This window comes from Neolewinella xylanilytica, from assembly GCF_002934605.1.
Lineage (GTDB): Bacteria > Bacteroidota > Bacteroidia > Chitinophagales > Saprospiraceae > Neolewinella > Neolewinella xylanilytica.
In genome coordinates this window covers 1765050-1787647 of sequence record NZ_PTJC01000005.1, presented here as the reverse complement: position 1 = coordinate 1787647, position 22598 = coordinate 1765050, and the positions used below count along the sequence as shown (strand labels likewise).

Annotated in this window: 6 protein-coding genes; 2 read left to right on the top strand and 4 right to left on the bottom strand. The window is 58.6% G+C overall.

The window, feature by feature from the left end; all coding sequences use genetic code 11:
- Window positions 1–40: 40 nt before the first annotated feature.
- Window positions 41–394 (bottom strand): hypothetical protein, encoded by a 354-nt coding sequence (locus CLV84_RS07070; RefSeq protein WP_104419015.1) that lies wholly within the window; start codon window positions 392–394, stop codon window positions 41–43.
- A 209-nt stretch (window positions 395–603) separates the two neighbouring features.
- Between CLV84_RS07070 and CLV84_RS07065 the strand changes: the two genes are divergently transcribed.
- Both CLV84_RS07065 and CLV84_RS07060 read left to right on the top strand, forming a co-directional pair.
- Complete coding sequence (locus CLV84_RS07065; RefSeq protein WP_104419014.1) at window positions 604–1056, top strand: hypothetical protein; 453 nt, start codon at window positions 604–606, stop codon at window positions 1054–1056.
- Window positions 1057–1141: 85 nt separating this feature from the next.
- Window positions 1142–1372 (top strand): hypothetical protein, encoded by a 231-nt coding sequence (locus tag CLV84_RS07060; protein ID WP_104419013.1) that lies wholly within the window; start codon window positions 1142–1144, stop codon window positions 1370–1372.
- Between the two features lie 123 nt (window positions 1373–1495).
- Here CLV84_RS07060 and CLV84_RS21975 read toward each other — a convergent pair whose 3' ends face one another.
- From CLV84_RS21975 to CLV84_RS07045, 3 genes are all read right to left on the bottom strand, one after another.
- Window positions 1496–6976, bottom strand: coding sequence for a MopE-related protein (locus CLV84_RS21975; RefSeq protein ID WP_211295188.1), 5481 nt, complete (start codon window positions 6974–6976; stop codon window positions 1496–1498).
- A gap of 70 nt (window positions 6977–7046) precedes the next feature.
- Entirely contained in the window at window positions 7047–14579 is a 7533-nt protein-coding gene (locus CLV84_RS07050) for an immunoglobulin-like domain-containing protein (RefSeq protein WP_104419011.1), read from the bottom strand.
- A gap of 95 nt (window positions 14580–14674) precedes the next feature.
- Complete coding sequence (locus CLV84_RS07045) at window positions 14675–21682, bottom strand: malectin domain-containing carbohydrate-binding protein (RefSeq protein WP_245911400.1); 7008 nt, start codon at window positions 21680–21682, stop codon at window positions 14675–14677.
- Window positions 21683–22598 lie beyond the last annotated feature (916 nt).

The following is a 22598-nucleotide window of genomic DNA, read 5'->3' as shown; positions in this document are numbered from 1 at the left end:
GTCCGGCATTTATCCCCCCGAGCCGGAATACGGCAACCTGCTACACCACGCCATTGCCCTGGGCTTTCAGCGCTTCGCCTACGTAGACAACGGGAATTCGGGCAGCGAAAGAGATCTCGCCCAGGCGGAAAACATCACTGCCTACCAAGGTGACCAGGCCGGGGAAAAGTTCGTCCGCCCCGGGGGCTGATACCACGCCATCGAGGGGCCCCAGCCGAAGCGAGCGGCAGGTAGCGATTACGGGATGGGGTACCACTACAAGAAGAAGCTGACCCAGGACGACCGGCCGACCGATTACCAGGGCGCCATGAACGAGAAAACCGCATCCCACCAATCCTACTGCACCGCCCCGGGCGACCGCCTGGAACCGGGCGGCACCCCAGATACTGATCAACGCCGCCGGCGATTTGTGGCGCGGCCCCGACGGGAAGATGCACTTGCACTGGCGCGATGAGTGGGAACTAAGCCTATTTAAAACGGAGCGGGGGCGGTAGGTTTTGGCGGCGGGGCGCCGGTGCAGCGGTTTACCGCAACCGCGCGGGTCTTTCCGTGTTTTGGGCATGACCAATTCGCTCGCCTCCTGCTGTTGGGAATATTGTTACCGTGCTCATCAGTTTTGACATCGATAATACCCTGATTCCCTACTCCGACGAATTCCCGGTCGAGGCGAATTCGGTGCTTACGGGGCTGCTAGGCGGAGAAAAGCTCCGCCGGGGCACCGTACAGCTTTTCCGGGAACTCGAGCGCCAGGGACACCACCTATGGCTGTATACCACTTCCTTTCGGAGCCGGTGGTACCTCCGCAGAACCTTTTTGGCATATGGCCTGTGGCCGGAACGCATCATCAATGGTTACGATAGTAGCAAGGTCTTACGGGCGCATCAGTGTTCCGCTTCCAAAAATCCTGCCCTGTTCGGTATCGATCTCCACATCGACGATGCTCCCGGTGTCCGAACGGAAGGCCTCACCTATTGCTTCGAAACCCTGATCATCGAGACGGGTGACCTTCACTGGGTGTCCCACGTTTTGGCTAGCGTGGAGGAGTTACCGGGTTAGGTCCGGGATGCGATTACCAGGGAGCCGGGAGGATTTCCGGTTATGGTGACCGTACGTTTCGGAGCGGCCCATCAATTACGTATCCATGTTCTATCGGCCAGACATTGCGTTGGGCTGTCTGGTATTGAGGCAGCCTGCCTGCCCTACCGCGCAGGAACCGCATTCCGGAACCGCTTCCCGCTCCCCCACCCCCTACGACACCATCACCGACGCCGCCGTAGCGGCTAACGTTTCCCGGTATGCGCTCCTCTTCTCCCATCGCATCCGCCGGGGCATCGCCGCGGGAACCATTCGCGAAGATGATTACTATGTCTGAATGGCTGCGGGCAAGTATTTTACCGCATCGCCATGCCAGGGGTGTAGTGGTTTCCGTAAATAAAAATGGGGCCACGTCTGTCGACGCGACCCCATTGGGCTGCAAAGCTTATTGCCGAACGAATCAGAGTTTGATGAACGGTTGGACGGACTGGCTTTCACCTTCGATCACCCGCAGGCGGTACACGCCCGGAGGCAACATGCCAACCTGTAGCTCCTGCCGCAACTCCTGGCCGAGCTTGTCGACCCGGAGCGTACGGACAGTGCGTCCCGTAGCATCGGTAAGGAGTACATCCACCGAGCCGCGGTAGTCGCTGCCCAGGGAGAGGTTGAGCTGATCGGCCACGGGGTTGGGGAACAGTTTGAGTTCGGTAACTGCTGCCCGCGAAACATCTTTCGCGAATTCCGGGCGATCAACTTTCTGGCTAAAGATTTCGGTGCAGTTGCTGGCCGGATCGCCCATCCCGGCGGGCGCGGCAGGATCGAGATCGAGGTGGAGCTTATCGAGCGCGCCGTTGGCTTCGCGGTAGGCGAAATCAATCGTATTGGTGCCGGCGGTAAGGGCCAGCAGACCATCCGGGTATTCATTCCAGTAGTAGGCGGAACCTTTCTGGATCTGCGTGCTCCATTTGTACCAAGTGCCTCCGTTGACGCGCACCCAGTAGGAATCACTGTCCCGGTTCGGAGCCTGAATACGGGCGAACATCGTGTAGTCGCCGGGCTCCATGTTGTAGGCCGTGAATCGGATCCGGTTCTCGGGCAGGTCAGCGGGGGGCGTAGCCATGGATGCCATGCCCGTCCAGACGACGGACTGTCCTCCGGACGCAGCATTCGTCGTACGCAGCGTCCAGCCACTGCCGACCTCCGCGCATTCCGCCTCCAGCCAGGCCGCCGTGGCGGTGGGAGGTTTCGGTCCGCAATTGGAAGCCATTTCGCCTGCACCGGCAGGTTCAGTAGCCGATTTGCTTACGTACAACTTATCGAGCTGTGTCCCGTCCTCGCGGTAGGCGAAGTCAATCGTGTTCGCTCCTTCCGTTAGCGTGACCTGAGGACCGGTGTACGCATTCCAGACAAATCCGACCTTCGTCTGGAAGTCGCCGTTCCACCGGTACCAGCTACCGCCGTTGACGCGGACCCAGAAGGAATCATCGCCGGTTGACGGTGCCTTAACGCGGGCGAACAGGTAGTAGCTACCGGCCTCGGCGTTGGTGAGGCTGAAACGGATTCGGTTATCGGGAATGTCGGCCGGTGGGGCGGAGGTAGCGTTCCCGTTTCGTACTACGGCGTACGCGCCGTTGGAGGCGGTGGCATCATCGACGATTGTCCACTTGCTGCCTAGCGTAGCACACTCGGCTTCCAGCCAGAAGGTGGATTCGGCAGCTTGCGGATCCGCTACAGTAATGGTGATTGCATCGGTGGCCGTTGCGCCATCGTCGTCGGTCACCGTTAGCGTGAGATCGTAGTCACCGGCCGTAAAGACCACCACTGGATCGGCACCGGTGATGGAACCGCCGTCCCAGGTCCAGGTATAGCTGACGATGGTTCCGTCCGGATCGTAGGACCCGGCACTGCTAAGCTGAACGGTAAGCGGCGAATCGCCTGACTCGGGGATAGCGCTGGCCACCGCTACCGGAAGCTGGTTTACCGGCGGCGTACCTCCGCAGTTGGAAGCCCCTTCGCCGATTCCGTTGGGTGTAGCAGCCGATTTGCTCAGGTAAAGCTTATCGAGCTGAGTGCCATCCTCCCGGTAAGCGAAGTCGATGGTATTAGCGCCTTCCAAAAGGATAACCTGGGGGCCCGAGTAGGGATTCCAGGCGAAGCCTACCTTCGTTTGGATGTCGCCGTTCCACTTGTACCAACTTCCACCGTTGACCCGCACCCAGTACGAGTCATCACCGGTAGACGGCGCATTCACCCTGGCGTACAGATCATAGTCACCGGCTTCGGCATTGGGGATACTGAACCGAATGCGATTCGCGGGTACATCAGCAGGAGCCGCTCCGAGCGAATTGCGGTTTTTGACAACGGCGTACTGACCGTTAGCGGCAGCCGCATCGTACCCGATCGTCCATTCGCTACCCAGATCGCCACACTCAGCTTCCAGCCAGAAGGTGGATTCGGTCGTAGGGGTTTGGGTGCAGTTTGAAGCCGGGCTACCCACCCCGTTGGGCAGGGTACCCGACTGCGCCAGGTAGAGCTTATCGAGCAGGGCTCCGTTTTCACGGTAGGCAATGTCGATGGTGTTGCTGCCGGCCGTGAGCACGGGCTGATCTCCCGGATAGGCGTTCCAGGCAAGCTCGGTGCCACTGGTGCGGATCAAGCCCTTGGACCACTGGTACCAGCTACCGCCGTTGACCCGGACCCAGAAGGAATCCTCGGTTCCCGAAGGCGCGCCGATGCGGGCAAACAGGTTGAAGGTCCCCGGCACCACATCGCTGATCGTGAACCTTACACGGTTAGCCGGTACATCCGCCGGTGGCGTATTCGTGGCATTCCGGCCGCTGTTGACCTTCACGTAGCTACCGTTGGAAGCTTCCGCACCGCTCATGATCGTCCAGGCATCCCCCACGGCGGCACATTCCGCTTCCAACCAGTAAGTGGTTTTGCCGGAACAGCTCACGCCTTCGTCCGCGCGGCCGTCGCAGTTGTTGTCAAGACCGTCACAGATTTCGGGGGCACCGGGGTAAACGGTTGCCTCGGTATCGTCGCAATCACCCCCGTAGGCCACGTAGCCCTGCGGGGCCGTACAGGCCGTTACCGTGAAGGAGGGGTTTCCGAATCCGTCCCCGTCGGTGTCGGCGTAGAAGGTAGCTCCCGCGCCGACGGAGGCGTCAGTATCGTCACAGTCATCGTCGTTGGTAACGTAACCGCCGGGGAGGGAACAGTCTTCCAGGAAGTTGTCAGGATCTCCCAGACCGTCTCCGTCGACGTCCGCATAGAAGACGGTGGTGGTCACACCGTCGTCTACGGCATTGTTACAGTCATTGTCTAAGCCGTCACACAGCTCGGGAGCTCCGGGATAGATCGTGTCGTTGTTGTCGTCACAGTCGCCGGCTACCGCGACGTAGCCGCTCGGCGGCACGCAGGCCAGTACGGCGGAGGCAGCCGTTCCGTACCCATCCCGATCGGTATCGAGGTAGAATAGGCTGGGTTCCCCGATGGCTGCGTCACTATCGTCGCAGTCGTCCGGATTGTCGACGTAGCCCGCCGGCTGCGAGCAGCGCTCGATCGATTGACCCGGATCCCCAAGCCCGTCGTTGTCCGCGTCCGCGTAGTACGTGGAAGTGGGCAGACCGTCATCTACGCTGCCGTTACAGTCGTTGTCCAGGTCGTCACACAGTTCCGGAGCGCCGGGGTACACCACGGCGTTGGTATCGTCACAGTCACCGGCCTGGGCTACATATCCCTGCGGTGCGGTACAAGCCGTTTGGCGGATATTGGGATCACCGAAACCATCGCCATCTCGGTCGGCGTAGAAGACGGAAGCTTCGCCGATGGTTGCGTCGGTATCGTCGCAATCCCGGGCGTTATTCACGTAACCCGGGGGCACGGAGCAGCTTTCCACCGAGCTGTTGGGGTCACCCAATCCATCGCCGTCGGTGTCCGCGTAGAATACGGTGGTGGTCACGCCATCGTCTACGCTGCCGTTACAGTCGTTATCCAGTCCGTCACAGAGTTCCGGGGCCCCTGGATAGACCGTATCGTTGTTATCGTCACAATCACCGGCCTGGGCTACGTACCCCTCGGGTGCGGTGCAGGCGAGGACGGTGGTCGCTTCGTTGCCATAACCGTCGCGATCGGTGTCGGCGTAGAAGGTGCTTTCCCCGCCGATCGCCGCATCGGTGTCGTCGCAGTCATCGTTGTTCGTGACGTAGCCGGCGGGCTGCGTGCAGTCCTCGATCGAACTGTTCGGATCGCCCAGGCCGTCGTTATCTGCGTCGGCGTAGAAGACGGCGGTGTTCAGTCCCTCGTCGGTGCTGCCGTCGCAGTCGTTATCGATTCCGTCGCAGAGTTCCGGAGCTCCGGGATACACCGTACCGTTGGTATCGTCACAATCACCGGCAGTACTTACGTATCCGGCGGGGGCGGTACAGGCGGTGAGGGTATTACCCGGATCGCCGTAGCCATCCGAATCGGCGTCGGCGTAGAAGGTCGTCTCTCCCCCGATCGTCGCATCGGTGTCGTCGCAGTCATCGTCGTTCGTGACGTAGCCGGCGGGCTGCGCGCAGTCTTCGATCGAGCTATTGGGATCGCCGAGGCCGTCGTTGTCGGCATCGGCGTAGAAAACGGCCGTGGTCACGCCCTCGTCGGTGCTGCCGTCGCAATCGTTATCGATTCCGTCGCAGAGTTCCGGAGCTCCGGGATACACCGTACCGTTGGTATCGTCACAATCACCGGCATTACTTACGTATCCGGCGGGGGCGGTACAGGCGGTGAGGGTATTACCCGGATCGCCGTAGCCATCCGAATCGGCGTCGGCGTAGAAGGTCGTCTCTCCCCCGATCGTCGCATCGGTGTCGTCACAATCCTGTGCGTTGGCGACGTAGCCGGCGGGTTGGGTGCAATCCTCAAGCGGGCTGTTCGGATCGCCCAGGCCATCCTGGTCGACGTCGGCGTAGTAGGTGAAGGTCGGTAGCCCGTCGTCTACGCTACCGTTACAATCGTTATCGATCCCATCGCATACTTCCGGCGCGTTGGGGTAGACCGAATCATCACCGTCGTCACAGTCGAGCGCGTTGGTCACGAAGCCGGATTGTGGTGCACAGAGCAGTACCGAGGCATCGGGATCGCCGAAGCCGTCACCGTCCGCATCCGCGTAATAAGTCAGTTTCGGCTCGGCCTCCAGCACGGTAACGCTGCTGGTTGCGGCGCAACCGGGCGTCGTGCTGGTCAGGGTGTATACGCCAGGCAGGGTCACGGTGGGGTTCGCCACCGTGGCACTGAAGTTATCCGGGCCACTCCACAGGTAGGTACCGGTGGACGCCTGACCGTTCAGGGTCACGCTCCCCGTCGCGCAGTCAATTTGCTTGGGCTCACCGGAGACATTGGCATTCACCGTGCACTCCACATCGGGTGGTCCGATCGCGATGGTGGTACCCACGGCGCTTTGCAGCACGTTTACCCCCACGCTGGCGAGCACCGTCGGATAGGGTTCCGAACTCAGGAAGCTGATCACGGCATCCCCTTCGGCGATGGCCCGGAACGTAATGGTAGCCAGTGGAAAGCTGCCGCTCAGAAAGCCGGTGAAGCGACCGATATCGTACACCAGCGTTCCCAGGCCGTTATCGATCAGGGGATCGACGATTTCGAAGTAGCCGGAAAGGGGTGCCACATCAACTACCTGTACCAAAGCCGGATCGAACTGGATACTCAGGCTCGCCGCGTCAATGAGCTCGGGGCTGTTCGAGACCTCTACGGTCAGCGTGATTTCGGCGGGCAGGTCATCCGTCACCTCTGGGTTGTCCGGCGAGATGACGATGTCCTGTCCAACGAGGGGCTGATACCCTAGAAAACATACCAAAGCGATCCAGACCAGCCTCTCGGGTAATTGTCTAAGCGTTCGAACGAACGGGGAAATTTGCAAAGCGTAAGCGTGATGTCTCATAGTATCAAAGTTCAATTCATGGTATGGTAAAAGCATGGGTGGTATCTCCTCTAGCGCGCAGGACCGACGCCTACGGAATGAGACCGGAGGGTAGTTCGCCAAATGCATTGTAGTTGGACACCAGCAGCGAGAAGTCCAGAATGGTCACCTTTCCCTGTCCGTTCAGGTTGGCATTTGGGTTGTAGCCGGCATCTCCCGCTTCCAGATCGAAGGAGCCGACCAGGGTGGAAAAGTCGAAGATGTCCACCTCGTTATCGTTGTTGACGTCTCCCGCCTTGAGCTCACCGGCGTCGTGGGTGTCGTCGTTACCGGTAATCGAGACGACGTCCACTACCTGCAGGCAGTTGGCGTACTTGATTGCCAGTTCGTACGTGCCGGGGGCGATACCATCCACGACCAGCTCACCGGCGGCCGTAGCGGTACCGATCAGTTCGTAGGCCGGCGTGGTGCCGCCCACCGGAAACAAATCGACCGTGTATTCCCCGCTGTGGTCGGTCATTCCCTGGCGGGTAACCGAAATGGTCAGCTCCGCGGTGGCCAGGCTGGGATCGTACAGCAGCGTGATGACGTTGGAGGTCTGGCTGACAGGCTGATCTACCGCATACGGGCTACTCGAGGTGACGGCGATGATTTGATTCAATCCACCGTCCGGGGTCGTATTGCCGCTCGGCGTAGCGAGCAACGTGATGGGAATATCCACGGTTCCGCCGGATCCGATGATGCCGGTATAGAGCGCTTTTCCGGACATGGCCTCGTTGGCGTAGTAGGTATCGTCCGCAACGCCGAACGGCGGATCGCCGGATGCGATAAACAGGCGAGAGTCCATCACCAGCAGGGAAACATAGTCACCGGGCGTACCCGTTACCGTGACGATTTGATCGGCTTCACCGACCGTCGCCGGGGTAGAAGGCTGGCCGATCACCGAAATGACCGGAGCTACCGGAGCGGTCGCCGTAACTACTGCCTGGGCTCCCCCCAAGCTGCCATCCTCGTAAAGACTGCTCACCAGGATTGATCCGTCGCTGAAGGTGACGGTCACGGTAGCTCCGATGAGCTCGTAACCCGACACGGCACCGGCGTTACCCGCGCCGGCGACCCCTTGGATGCTGTTGGGGTCGATATCCGTGGTAAACGTGAAATTCTCTCCCGGATCAAAATCGGTAAAGCTGGTGGTCACCACGTCGAAACCACCGTTTCGGGGGCTTGAGAAGGGCGCCGCGCAGGGGTCGCCCGGAGCCACGAGACCGACCGTAGCCGCCGTGGTGCCCGGGGTCAAACACTGTGCCGTAGCGTCACCCCCCGAACCGGTAGGGTCAAACACCATATCCGGCAGGATACCCGTTGAGAGATCGATTGAAACCGCCGTGATTGTCAAATTTCCCGTGGACTGGTTCGTAATCTGGACTTTATCACTGCCCCCGTATGTCGTGGCATCAAGCCCGGTTCCGGGAGTGATTTCGATCACCGCGGTAGGGTCGCCGAACGGCGGCTGGAGATTCGGATCGTATAGCAGGGTAATTACGTTCGAAGTGGTACTCACCGGTTCGTCAACCGCGTAGGGGGCCGATGAAGTCACCGCAACGATCTGGTTCAGTCCGCCGTCGGGCGAGGTGTTGCCACTCGGCGTAGCCAGTAGGGTGATGGGTATATCCACCGTCCCGCCGGAACCGATTTGGGCGGAATACATTGCCTTGCCCGACATCGCTTCGTTAGCGTAGTAGGTGGGGTCCGCGACGTCGAAGGGCGGGTCGCCGGAAGCGATGAATAAGCGGGAATCCATCAACAGCAGGGAGACGTAGTCGCCGGGTGTACCGGTCACCGTGATGGTCTGCTCGGTTTCTCCCACCGTAGCGGGAGTGGAAGACAGGCCTACTACGCCGATCACTGGTGCAAGGGGAGCGTCCTGCTCAATGACAGCTTGGCTACCGCCCAAACTACCATCCTCGTAAAGGCTGCTCACGATGGTGGAGCCGTCGCTGAAGGTGACGGTCACGGTCGCTCCCGTAATCTCGTAGCCCGACACGGCTCCGGCATCCCCGGCACCGGGTACGCCCTGGATACTATTGGGATCGAGGTCTACGGAGAAGGTAAATGTTTCTCCCGGGTCGAAATCGGTGTATGCGGTACTCATGATGTCGAAGCCGCCGTTCCGCGCACCGGTGAAGGGATCGGTGCAGGCGTTGGCGGGGGTAACCAGCCCAACGGCACCCGCAGTTGTTCCGGGCGAAAAACACTGAGCGGTAGCATCACCGCCCGTTCCGGTAGGATCGAAAACCATATCCGGCAGAATCCCGGTAGACAAGTCAAACGATACCCCGGTAACCTGCAGGTTACCGGTCGACTGGTTGGTGATTTGGAAGTTGCTGCTTCCGCCGTAGGTAGAAGCACCGAGCTGCCCCCCCGGAGTAACCTCGATCAGTACGCTGGGCTCACCGGAGACGTTGTTCACCCGCACCCGCCATACCTCGGACGTATTCGAAGTACCACTGGCGCAGGAGCCGCCGCCGTTGCGGGCCTTGACCGCTACCAGATGGTAGATATTTCCACTGGCGTTGTCCGACAGGGTGACGGGAATGTCTACCGTACCGTTGGGTCCTACCACGGCGTCGAATTGCGCTACCGTTTGCGCCTTATTGGCTTCAAATGGTCCGGGGAAGATGCCGGGGCCGAGGTCTTCGATCGTGCTTTCCAGCACCAACAGTGATACCGCGTCACCGGGCGTACCGCTGATTTGTACGGTCTGGGCCTCTTGTTCTACGTTCGCATCTACAAATCCGGCTACACTGGAGGTACCGGTAATTCCGAGTAGCGTCAGCCCGGGGGCCGTGTTTTCGCTGCCGGGATAGAAATGGTTGGCGGAGCCTACCCCACTGTTGGGTTGGATGCGAAACAGTTCGCCGGAAACCGAGGTGAAGGTCTGCCCGTCGGAAAATGCTACGGTCACCGTAGTTCCGGCAAGTTCCAGCCCGGAAATCGCGCCTGCATTGCCCGCCCCGTTAAATCCTTCAATACTGGTGGGATCGATGTCAATTGCCAGATTGATGCTTTCCCCGGGCTCAAAGTCATTGAAATTGAGGTTGAGAATGAAATAACCTCCGTTGCCCACTTCGGCTTCTCCAATAAAGGGAGCCGTGCAGTCCGGGTCGCTTCCCGCCCCGCCGTTTCCGGGTAGCGTCAGGCCCACGCTACCGTCTCCGCCGGTCTGGCTGGTAATGGTCAGGCATTTTGCGGTGGCGTCGCCCGCCGTCCCGACCGGATCGAAGACCATATTCGGATAGATCGCCGTGCTAAGGTCAAAGCTGACCGAGGTAATCTGCTGTCCCTGGGAGTTGTTCGTGATGATCAATCCGTCGTTGAACGTACTGGCGGTAAGCAAATCGTTACTGCCCGGATCGATGGCCACGTAAGCACAGGCAAAATCAGCGGGGTTGACGATCACCGTGCGGACGACTTCCGCGGCCGCGTTACCGGCGGCGTCGGTCACATTGTACGTTACGGCGTAGGTACCGGCCGCTAGCGTGTTAACGAAGTCACCGCCAACGACAATCGAACCGCTAAGGTCACCGTCCACGTTATCCGATGCGGTGGCACCGGGGTCGACGTAGCTGTCACCAACCGTGAGGCTGAGCGGATTATCTCCGAGCAGCGCGATCACCGGGGGGGTATTGTCCTCGGCGGTCGAGATTCCACAGATTTGGATTCCCTTCAGTGCCGGATTTTCTACGCCGTGAATAAATTCAATATCCAGCATACCATCCGCAACCGTAAGCGTTGCGGAACGGGTAAACGCACCCTTCGGTCCCGCGATGGCGTAGGGATCGATATCGTCGAATGCCGGTAGTACGACCCCTTCAATGGCCACATCAAATACCCGCTGGCCGGGTGCGGTGATTCCGTTGAAGAGTTCGGCAAAGAGCAGCGTGACCTGCACCTCGGTGCCAGCGGCCACCGGGAATTCCCACTTCATCTCGGGATCGTTCGGGCCATCGTACCGTTCGGTATTGAAAACCTCGGCGGGGGCCGAGGCGGGTACGGTGGGATCTATCATTATAATATTACCACTGTGGGCCGATCCGGACGTTCCGCTGAATAATCCCCCGTCGGCCGACATAGCCGCCAGGTAGGAGGAGTTATTTGCAGTTCCGTAAGCTCCTTGGTCCGCACTCCAGGCCAGGGGGGTCGCGTCCGTGGAAGCAAGTGATCCCCCGCCGACATTGACACGGTACAGCGTGTTTTCACACGGGTCGGGAAGTTCCACGCCGGGGGAAACGTTAACGATCCGAACGGCATTGCCGGTGTTTCCCGCCGCGTCGCTTACGCTGTAGTTCACGGCGTAGCTACCGACCGCATTCGTATTGACGCCGGAAGCGTCAACGAGTATGGCTGCGGTCAGGTCACCGTCTGCGTTGTCGATTGCCGTCGCTCCGGGATCCGTGAAGGTTTGCCCCACCGTCAGGTCCAGGGGATTGTCTCCTAAGAGCGTAAGGACGGGCGGGGTGTTATCCTCGGCGGACGAGATTCCACAGATTTGGATTCCCTTCAGTGCCGGATTTTCTATGCCGTGGATGAACTCAATGTCCAGGGTACCGTCCGTAACCGTAAGCGTTGCGGAACGGGTAAAGGCACCCTTCGCACCCGCAATGGCGTAGGGATCGATATCGTCGAATGCCGGCAGTACGGTCCCTTCGATGGCCACATCAAATACCCGCTGACCAGCTTGGTTTACTTGGCCGAAGAGCTCGGCGAAGAGCAGCGTAACCTGTACCTCAGTCCCGGCGGCTACCGGGAATTCCCACTTCATTTCCGGGTCACTATCCAGATCGTATCGCTCCGTGTTGAACACCGCCGCGGGGGCCGAGGGGGGAACGGTGGGATTCGTCATGATAATGTTGCCGGTATGGGCCGATCCGGAGTTCCCGTTGAAGGTGCTGCCTCCGGTTGAATTCGCCACCAAATAGGGTGAGTTAGCCGTGCCAGGGAACTGCCCCGTATCGCCGCTCCATGCCAGTGGAGTGGCATCGGCGGAAGCCACTTCCGAGCCTCCCACGTTCACCCGGTACAGGGTGTTCTCGCAGGGTTCGGGCAGCTCCAGCCCGGGAGACACATTGACGATCCGAACGGTATTGGTAGGATTTCCCGCCGCATCACTTACGCTGTAATCCACGGCGTAGGTTCCGACGGCACTTACGTTCACCGCCGAGGCGTCAATGGCAATGCTGCCCGTCAGGTCACCGTCTACGTTGTCGGTTGCCGTCGCGCCTAATTCCGTATACGCTTCTCCTACGGTTAGATTGAGGGGGTTATCGCCAAGCAGCGTGATGACCGGCGGTGTTGCGTCGGAAGCATCGACCGTGAAACTGACCACGTCCTGCACGAAGCTTGTCGGATCATTGGGATCGGATAAGAATTCCTCGTGAAACTGATTCGCCGCCCGAAGTACGATGGTGTTGGCGCCACCCGTGATGCCATCCGCCGCGCCGAGGTCCCAGAAGGTCTGCGCGGGGGCGGAAGCCGTAGAGATCCGATTGTCGGAATCGATGTTGTTAAGGTCCGGCGGATTGACGTACACATGGAAGTGTTCCGCCAGATCGTAGAGCATACTGGTGGCCGTCCATTCCACCCGCACATTCGTACTTGAAACCGTGGCGGCACTCACCGGGGAGGTAATCTCCACGTCCGGACTGGACACCGTAACGGTCACCGCGTCGGAATCTGACAGGTCACCATTGTCGGTAACGGAGGCCGTGACAGTCTGGCTTCCGGGGGTTACTAATCGGCCGGTGATACTGGCACCGGTCCCGTTTAGCGGGTTCGTCGAAAACTGAACGTCGCTGGAAGTCCACTGTAACTCGTCCGCCAGCCCGCTTTCTTCGGCATCAATGACCGTAGCAATAAGGGAAAGGTTGGTTCCCCTGGTCACCGTAGCACCCTCGGTGGGGCTGGTAATCGACACCACGGGTGGGGTATTTTCGTCCACCGAGCCGATCGTGACCAGGGCGGAGGTCGTCGTAGCCGAGCCGTCGGAAGCAACCGCCGTCAATGCGTACGTTCCAGTAAAGTTAGAAAGGGTGAACGTATAGGGCGCAGTGGCATCGGTACCCAAGCTAGTACTGCCGTTAAATAGCTCGACTTCGGTCACGCCGACGTCGTCATTCGCCTCTACGGTTACGGTGACCGTACTGCCTTCCAGAAAGGAATCTCCGTCGTTAGGTTCTGTAATGGCGACAACCGGAGCGGCATCACCGGCAAATTCGACATCGAAGTAATCGATATTGAAGAGGAAGCTACTGCCTGCGGACCATTCGAAGCGCAGGGTCTGCGGTCCCGCCGGTAGTTCCGCGGTGGTGGTTACGGGAACGTAGGTTTGCCATCCGTTCGTTGACATCACGTCGATGGACCCCAAAACCGTTGTGCTACCGCCTACCTTGACGTCCATCGTAGCGGTGCCGCCGTTGTCCTTGGCCACCAGAAAGGTGAAGTCGTAAATCCCGGCCTGTGGCACGTCGATAAAGTATTCGACGAAATCCCCGACGTGGGTGAAGGCGATGTTGGTGGCGGCCCCGACATTGACTTCCACCCCGATTCCCTGGTTCCCGCTTCCCGGGTTAGGCGGCCCCTGATTATCGTAGGACTCGGCTTCGATCCGCGTAGCGGAAAATGCGGAGAGGGGTTGCGGTTCGTCCGTTACCGTAAGGGTGAAGGGTGTTGTGATGGTATTGTCACCGTCCGATACGGTAACGGTCACGGTGTAGACGCCATCACCATCCCCATTCGCCCCGCCGCCGTCACCGAATACCGGGTTTACATTCAAATTTGCACTGTACGCTCCGGCGGTATGTACTACGTCCGTAATTGTAAGAAAACCTTCCGCGCTGGTCGGAAAGGGATCTTTCTGGGTACCGGTATTACCCGTCTCCAGCAACTGGGGCTCCTCGGATACCGAAGTAATCGTGACGGTGAGCCCGTCGCCGTCCTGGTCGGTCACCGATAGGGGTATCTGTAAGCTACCGCCTTCGGAAACCGTTTTAACGGCGGGTCCGCCAATGGTCACTACCGGTTGCGTTGCGGAATCGGTGATCGTGAGAACGGCACCCGAAGCGGTTCCCAATACGGGCAGCCCTACCCGAGAAATCTCCGTCTTCCGGTTGGGCGGGCCCGGATCGAAAGAGAAATCGATGGTTGTAGTCCCCGCCGCAGTGGCCGTCAGATTAATAGTGAGATAGTCAAAGGTGCCGGTCACCGATCCACCGCCAAGTAGTCCGGAGGCTACATTGATCGCTCCCGCGGCGTCAACCGTCGGGTTGATAATGACGGTGGGCAATTCGGCGGTCGCGTTGTATTCGACGGAATTAATGGTGACAAAGGCCGGGTCAACATTCAAATAGGCCTCCACACCGTCTATTTCCTGCGCCCCGGCGTCAACCTGTAGTACGAGGGTTACGGCTTCCCCCACGGTTACACTGGAACTGCTCGGCGACAAGATTAAATCCGCCTGTGCCTGCAGCAACCATCCCGATAATAAGAACAGCAGCACCAATCCGGTCCTGAATGAAATATACCGCGGAATATGCGTAGAAATAGTGTTGTTCGATAAGTATGCCATATGCCATTATTTTCCGCCAGAGGCAGGATTACGCGTTATTGGACTATTAGACGGAATAGGGCCGAAAGCAACCCTATTCCATTATTCAGAGAGTATTAATTATCGGATAGGGGCTCACCGCTCTGCCCGAAATTGGAGGCCTGTAGCGAGAAGTCCAGGATATTGGTCACCCCGTCACCGTTGAAATCCGCAGCTTGCCCCGACTGACCGAAGGAATTTGCGAGAAGGGAGAAGTCCAGAATACTGACGGAGTTATCCGCATTCAGGTTTCCGGCTCGCAGCTCACCGAAGGTGGTGGTCACGTCACCGCCGTTCAGGGTTACGCTTTGTACCCGTTGCAGGAATCCGGATCGTTTGACCAGTACCCGGTATTCCCCGAGGGCAAAGCCCGACACCGTCATCCGACCGGCCGCATCGGCCGTCGGGGTATAGCGGTAGAGCGGAGCTGCCAGGTTACTCGCCGTATACAATTCTACCGTATGTACCCCACCGTAGTTGGTACGGCCCTGAGTCGTGGTTAGCAGGGTGAGACTGGAGGGTGCCTGCGGATCGACCACTTCCCAGTTGAAGCTTACCTGGGTGCTCAGGGATGGCACGCAACCATCGGCAACGGTCACTACTACGTTATAGGGGCTGTTTGCCGCGGCGCCGGCCGACCCCGTGTCCGCCCGGTCCGATTCCGGAAGACTGAGGCTCTGGGGGTTGCCGGAGTAGCCGGAGTGCGACAGGACCATCCGATCGATGGCGTGCGACGAGGAGCGTGCGGACACCAGGATATTGTAGGTACCCGGCGCATCGAAGCGGGCGTAGATCTGGTGACCGTCGTTGTCGCTGGTATTCGTACTCCAACTCCAGTTATTCGCTCCAGCCGCATAGATCTTAAACCAGCCACCGGACGAAGAACCCTCCGGTGCATCACCGTTACAATCGTTTCCCGCGGGAGCACCTACCGGGCAGACGATGCTCGACCCGCCCTGTTGGCCGTAGAAGGCATCCCCTTCGATTTTTAACCAGGTATCGTTGTGCTCCGTCGCATCGGTGCCGTTGCCTACTTGACTCCGCCACTGAAAGCGATATACCCCCGGCGTGGTAATCTCCACCGGATAGGTGAGCAAGCCATTACCTGGGTTGTTGAGGTACTGAGATCCTTGCCAAATGATGAAATCATTGCCGGAAGCGCTGGTCGGATTATTTACATTCGGTGATGCGGTGGTGCTGTAGGTGGATGCGTTTTCCCACGCCCCCGGCAACGTCGCGGCCGATTCCATCTCGATTACGACGAGCCCGCCACTTTCGATAAACGGACCGTTGCCGTCGCCTTCCACTTCGACGTCGAGCGTCCCGGAGATCAGTCCTGAGTTCGGATCGATCATGAGACCGGGCGGTAAACCGGTTGCCGTATAGGTCAACCCGCTACAGGATGTCGCATCGCTTGCGTCGATCGGTAGAGACACGTATTCGCCTTCTCTATCAATTTGTCCGACGGGTGTACTCACCACCGGTGTTTCGTTGACTGGCGGACCACCAGCGGTGAGGATTTCGATACCCTTGATGTTCGGATTTTGGGCATCCAGCAGGAAGTCGATATCCAGGTTGCCGTCGGTGACGGTTACCGAAAAGGTTTCTACCCCCGCGACATTCCAACCGTAGGCCACGGTTTGATCAAAACCCTCCAACACGGGGTCTCCTTCAATCAGGACATCGAAGACCCGGGTGCCGGCATCCTGGGCACCGGTCCAAACTTCGGCGAAGAGTAGGTTGACGGTGTAGTCGCCGTTCTCTACCGGAAAGTCCCACTGCATGTTGTCGGGATTGGGCACCGTACTGTACCGCTCCGTGGAGAACAGCGCATCGGGATAGCCGGTAGTGTTCGTACCCGTGAAGGCCACGCCGTAGGTAATGTCCTGGGCCGGAGGCGTCAGGTTATAGTAGGGAGATGGGGTACCAGAGCCGGCGCTACCGCCCGCGTTGACGGCCGATTGATCGGCGGACCAGTCCGTCGGGTCGGCGTCATTGCTGGCGGTCAGGGATCCACCGGCATTGACCCGGTAGAGCACGGTTCCGGAGGTGATCAGGGTGCTGTTCAGGGCTACCGTAGTGGTAGCCGAATTACCGTAGGTGATGGTCAGCGTTGCGGTCTGACCGGCCTGCGTGCCGCTATACCCGACCGTGAGGTCTACGCTGGATCCCGGCTCGACCAGGGAAAAGGTCCGGGGGGTATTCACGTAGAAGAATTCGGCATCCGGCCCCGAAATCGCCATATCGGTGATGATCAGTCCGGTGTTGCCGCCCGTAGCATTTGCCGTGAAATCGGACGTACCGTAGGCAGTGATGGATACACTGCTTGGAGTCACGAGCTGGCTGGCGGTGAGCGGGGATCCGACGGGATTATCCGTTCCGAAGTATTCCATGTTTTTCATGGTGCCGCCACCGCCCTGGCTACTGGATCCGGCCGTGACGTGAATGCCGTTCCCGGAAACGATCGCCTGGGTACCGTGCCGTTCCGTGACCAGGTCGGGCTTAGTGGACCAATATCCGGTTGCGGGATTGAACGCCTCCGTAGTTTTCTGGGCATCCCCGATGTTGTTACCCTGCAGGTCCGTACCGATCTCTCCGCCGATGACGTAGAGTTCTCCTTCGAATACGGCAACGGTCGCAGCGCCCCGCGGAGTAGGCAGATCGGGTATTGTCGTCCAGCTCTGGGAAGCGAAATCGTAGACGTCCACTTCCGCGATCAGGGGAGCGAAGGTGCCCCCGGGGCCTCCGGACAGGCGACCACCCGCGAGGTAAAGTTTTCCGTCGATCACCTCCGCATGAAAGTGGTCGCGGGGGCGGGGTGCGTTACCCAGATTCGTCCAAACGCCGGTTTGCGGGTCGAACTCGTCAAACCAGGCTACGTAGCCCCCGTCGTGTCCGATGGTGTTCCCTCCGATGACGTAGAACTTTCCGTTGTGGACGACCAGTCCGGCGGACCCGCGTTTACGGTCCTCCTGAATTTCCGGTCCCTGTATCCACTCGTCGGTGGCCGGGTTATAGGCCCAGACGTAGTCAGCCGGCTCTTCGGCCGGGAAATTATTGGTTTTAAAGGCACCGATTACCCAGATCAGTCCCTGGTATTCCAGGGCCTGGAAGTGATTGAACTCCGACGGGGCCGAATTGGGGATCTGACTCCAGGTCTTCGCTTCGTAATCGTATACGTCAAAGGTGGTGGAGTTCTCCCGCCCGCCGAAGAGGTAGAATTTATCCCCGGCCTGTACGAAGGAACATTCGTGCCGCGCGGTGTAATTCTCGTCGTCTGTCTGGTTGTTCCAGACCGGCTGACTAAACGGACCGTTGACCGTCCAACTGAACGATACTACCGCGTTCGTACTGCCGGGTTTGCTTACCGTGACGACGGAGGTGTAGACACTCCCGGCCGAGGCCCCGTCGGCGATGGTGCCGAAGATCAGACCGGTCGTTGGTTCGATCTGGATACCCGCCGGCAGACCGGTCGCACTGAAGGAAAAGTTTTCGTTAGAATCCCCGCCGGAAGCCAAAACCGTGAGGTTCACGACATCTTCTTCGTCGTTGGTTTGATTGGGAATCGGCGTTACCGTGACCGGCGAGGTGAATTCGCCGCCTACCGTTAGAATCTCGATGCCGTTGATGAGTGGGTTTTCCACGACGTGCTCGAATAAGATATTTAACGTACCGTCCGTCAGGGCAACCGGGTACTCCAGCATACCGCCGTTGAGGTGGCCGAAGGTGGCCACGAGGTCAAGATCATCCTCCACCAATTGTCCCTCAATCAGAATGTCGAATATTCGCTCACCGGCGGAGGAGGTGCCGTCGAAGCCGTTGCCCATGTACAACCGTACGAAGTAGTTCCCCTGCGGCAGACCGATGGTCCATTCCATTTCCGGAGCGGCCTCTACGTCATACCGCTCGTTCGTGAAGAGCGCCTGCGGTACGTAGTCGGGCAGGGAGGCGTGCCGTCCGGTCACGTTCTGGGTGGAATAGGTCCCCGTGTTGACGGCGAAGGGGATACTATTGTACGTTCCGTTTTGCTGGCCGGCGGGAATATTGCCGCTCCAGGGTGGATTGGAACCGTCCGTAGCGGCCAGGGTAGCACCGTTGGCCCGGATGCGCAGGATGGGAATGGGTTCGTCGGAGACGGTGACCGTGAAGGTCTGTTCCGCGAAAAGCCCGTTAACATCGGTCGCGCGAACGGTGATGTCAGCTATTTCGGAAGTTGCCGGGAACGAGACCGTCAGCGTACTTCCACTGATATCCGCACCAACGGTACCGGTGTTATTGGCGACGGAAAAGGTGAGGTTGCCGTCTCCTTCGTCGTCACCGAAGTAGTCCGCGAGGTCGAAGGTCCGGTCGTTGGCATTGATCAGTACGTCAATATCGGGCAAACGCTGCTCGGCGTAGGGCTCTGTGCTGCGTACGTAGAGGTAATCCCAGGTACCTTCCACTTCCTCACCGGCGGCATTCGAGGTGCCGATCAACCCTACGGCGAGGGGGCTATTGCCGTCCTGAATAGCCGTTAAAATAGCACCCTGTGCCGTTAGCGTTCCGAGGGTTTGCTTGGTACCGCCGTCGATGGTGTACTGTAGCGTGACGCTTCCGTCGGAAGTATTGATCGCGAAAAACAGGATGATATCCTGGCTGGCCGCTACCGTCGCCGATAAAGGTGCTTGCGGTACATCGTTGATTTCCTGGCGCGCTTCCAATTGACCGTCCGCCGTAAGCACGAACTGGAGATAGTTACGCTGCGTACCGTCGCCGATGTACAGGCCCAGTTCACCGTTTGCGGGAGCCGAGGTGCCGTATAACTGCGTTGGATCGGTGAAGTTGAACAAGCGCCCCTCGACGGTGAACGTGCCCGTAGTCTGGTCGACGTTCACTCCGTACTGGAAGCCTTTCTCCTGACTGTTCGCCGCCCCGGCGGCCGTACCGCCGGTCATCTGCATGGTCATCGCCCCGACGGCACCGCCAAGGATATCGTTGGTATTTGGATCGTTGGGGTCGTCGCGGCGGTCGAGCCAGTTCAACCAGTTCGGATTGGGGTCGCCGTTGTTCATGAGGCCCGTCAGGCCCAGGCCCAGATAGCCCTTCAACGCTTGGTTGTCCGAGAACAGATCGTTGAGTACCGGCAGGTCAAAGGCATCGCTGCCGCCGGTGTCGGGGTCACCGAGTTGGAAGGGGTCGTCGGCGTCGGGGATGCCGTCGTTGTCGTCGTCCGGGTCGTTCAGGTCGGATACGAGGTTGCCGCCGGCAGACTTGTCGAAGTCATTGGGCTGGTTGCCCCCGTTACAGATTACGTCCAGCACCGATTGATCGGCGGATTTGTTGTCGATTTCGTCCTGGTTAGTGTACCCGTCGTTGTCACCGTCAGCGGTAGCAGAATAGCCGGCTTGCCCGGGTTGCGTACAGGGCTCGTCATCGGGTTCCAGTACTTTGATGGTACTATTGAAGGTGGCGATCCAAATGGTGCCTGGAAAGGGATCCGAATCACTATTGCACGTGATACCCAGCGGGTTGCCACCTAAATTGGAAATGAAGCTATTGGTAAGTTGTTGGAGATTTCCGTCCTCGTCCAACTGGACCCGACGAAGTACGCCGCCATTAGTACCTGCGAGGAGGTTGCCTTTCATGGTACCACCGAAATAGAGCGAAGAGGTGTATTCATCGATTCCGTTGGTGTTGGTACCCCAGACGGTCACCAGTACGTCATCGGGGCCGTCAGGATTGTTGATACCCGGTCCGCGCCAGTCGCCCTCCACGGGCTGCGCCATACTTGGCGGCACCGGCGGCCAGTTGGCGGGCAACCCGATAGACGGATCGTTGGTGTATCCGGCGCCCCGGGAGCCATCCGGATCGTAGATGAGGGTGCGAAAGACTGAATTGCTATTGGCGTTGGAGGTAGGGTTGGTAAATAGCCCCGCCCCCACCGGATTCGCCCGTACCGGGGCGGGATGCCCTCCGTAGAAGCTCCCGAAGACATAGTTCTGCAGGTCGTTGGTAATCATGGTCAGGTGATCCGCATTGTTCACCTGCTCGCCCCCTACGGCACTGGAGCTTCCCGGTTCGGAAGAGATATACGCATTGGTGACGGTACCGTCGACGCCCTCATTTACGGGCAAGCCCCCCCAGCCCTGGTTGGCACCGTTGTCGGTAGCGAACACTTTACCGTCCTGGGTCACCACCAGATCGTAGGTATTGCGGTAGCCCGGCGAAAAGATCTGCACCGGACCGTTCTCCACGATCATGGCCTGGTTAAGCCCGTCATTGCCGCCCCAGGGATCGCCAACATCGATACCCGTGTAGCCTGGGTTGTCAGGGTCGATGATGCCGTTGGCATTAGGTCGCGTAGGATCGTCAAGGGTTGGGAGATCGTAGATGTACTGCCGACCGGAGGTGTTGTCGGTGAGGATGGCCAGTTGCTCGAGGGCCGTCAGATTGACCGACAGGATGGCGGCGGATAGGGCGTATTCCGTCGTCCAGGCAAAATTGTCGGAAGGTGAGCCGGCGTTGGTGTGGCCCCCGGAGCAAACAATCAAGAAATTCTCGCCACCTTTTGTAACGAATTCAAGCCCGTTCGTAGCGTGATTTTCCTCCGAACGGGGCAGGCCGCGTACGATATCAACTACGTCCCACGAGGCACCGTTCCAGGTAAGCCGGGTAATCACCCCGGAGTTGGTATCGAGGTCCAAATCGCCACTCGGTCCGCCTACCCGCGAATCGCTCGAGGTAACGTAAATCACCGGATTCTGCGCCGTTCCGGCTACCGCAAGGCCGGTAGCTTCCCGGTTATTATTACTGTTCGCACTACCGTCGTCGTTGTGGTTGGGGATGTTTTTTACATCCAGCAGCTCCTCGGCATCGGTGACCACGTAGTCATCCTTGCCCGATCGTTGAACGGTGAAAATATCGATCGTTCCATTCAGGCCGAGGACGTACAATCGACCGTCGGGGCCGAACATCAGGGAGGTACCCTGCGAGACCCCACCCTGCCCCGCAAAGTCTAAGTTGCTCTGGCCGAAACTCTGCCCCCGAACAGTGTAGGTAAATAGGACCAGGAAGGCAGACAATACCCAGTGCAAAGTATTGGGCATAAATAGTCCATAAACCCTGCGGGAGGGAGTAGGTAATTGGTTGTTCATGTGTGTTGTCTATATAACTAAGGGATTAAAGTCCGTATCAATGTAGCGAGTCATGAAAAGCATACCTGAATAAAAGCGTAGCCGGTATGCATAAAAATTCCATATCTGCGGTGCAGAAGTGCTTTTTTAGTCGGTCATTCCGGCACCTATCGGCTACCGGTATATGTAGTGGTTAATGGAGTGTAACGTAATTAATAAGCATATCGACCATTCGTTGATACAGCAATACGATTCCAGGACGCGTCGGCTCACGGCCGATGCGCTAGGTTACTGGTAAACCCCGGTCGAATACAGAGGAGGGTGTGTTTATAACTAGTGAATAGTGTCAGTCAATGTGTTCTTTTTGTTCATAGCATAGCGAAGTCGCATCAGGCGCGACTGAATTCAATTTTGCGTTGAAGCTTGCTGGCATCATCCAGCTGAATAAGTACGGGTAGGTGTTGGTGGCATTATTGGAAATCAAGCGTGCCCACTTTATCCAAGGCCGGAAAGCAATGAAGGATGCACCGTGCACCAACCTGCTGTAACGGACCGGCCAAAGCCAATTCTTCCACCTAAGATATAAAGTATTGTGGAGTATCAAAATTTTATCACTCTATTTTGAAATTTATGTGGTTATCTCCCTAAATGTGGGTACAACCCAATCACGCGTACGGGTAAAAAGTGCTTGCCATGGCTTTTGTCCTGCATTCGTTGATCCGACAAAATTTGAATGAATTACCCGTTGATGGCATGCTCCCGGATATGCCTGCCGTGGCTTGCGGATGCCGGAACGAAAAAGTATCGGCTCCCCCGTTTTTCCTCCACTTGTTTGCAGGAGCGGTGGCTGAACGCCGCGTCTCCGGGTAGTGGTTTCCCGCCCATAGGC

What these genes read in the sequence shown, in the direction of transcription:
- CLV84_RS07060 (WP_104419013.1), top strand. Translation starts at nt 1,142, where the DNA reads ATGTTCTATCGGCCAGACATTGCGTTGGGCTGTCTGGTATTGAGGCAG.
- CLV84_RS07045 (WP_245911400.1), bottom strand. Translation starts at nt 21,682, where the DNA reads ATGCCCAATACTTTGCACTGGGTATTGTCTGCCTTCCTGGTCCTATTT.
- CLV84_RS07050 (WP_104419011.1), bottom strand. Translation starts at nt 14,579, where the DNA reads ATGGCATACTTATCGAACAACACTATTTCTACGCATATTCCGCGGTAT.
- CLV84_RS21975 (WP_211295188.1), bottom strand. Translation starts at nt 6,976, where the DNA reads ATGAGACATCACGCTTACGCTTTGCAAATTTCCCCGTTCGTTCGAACG.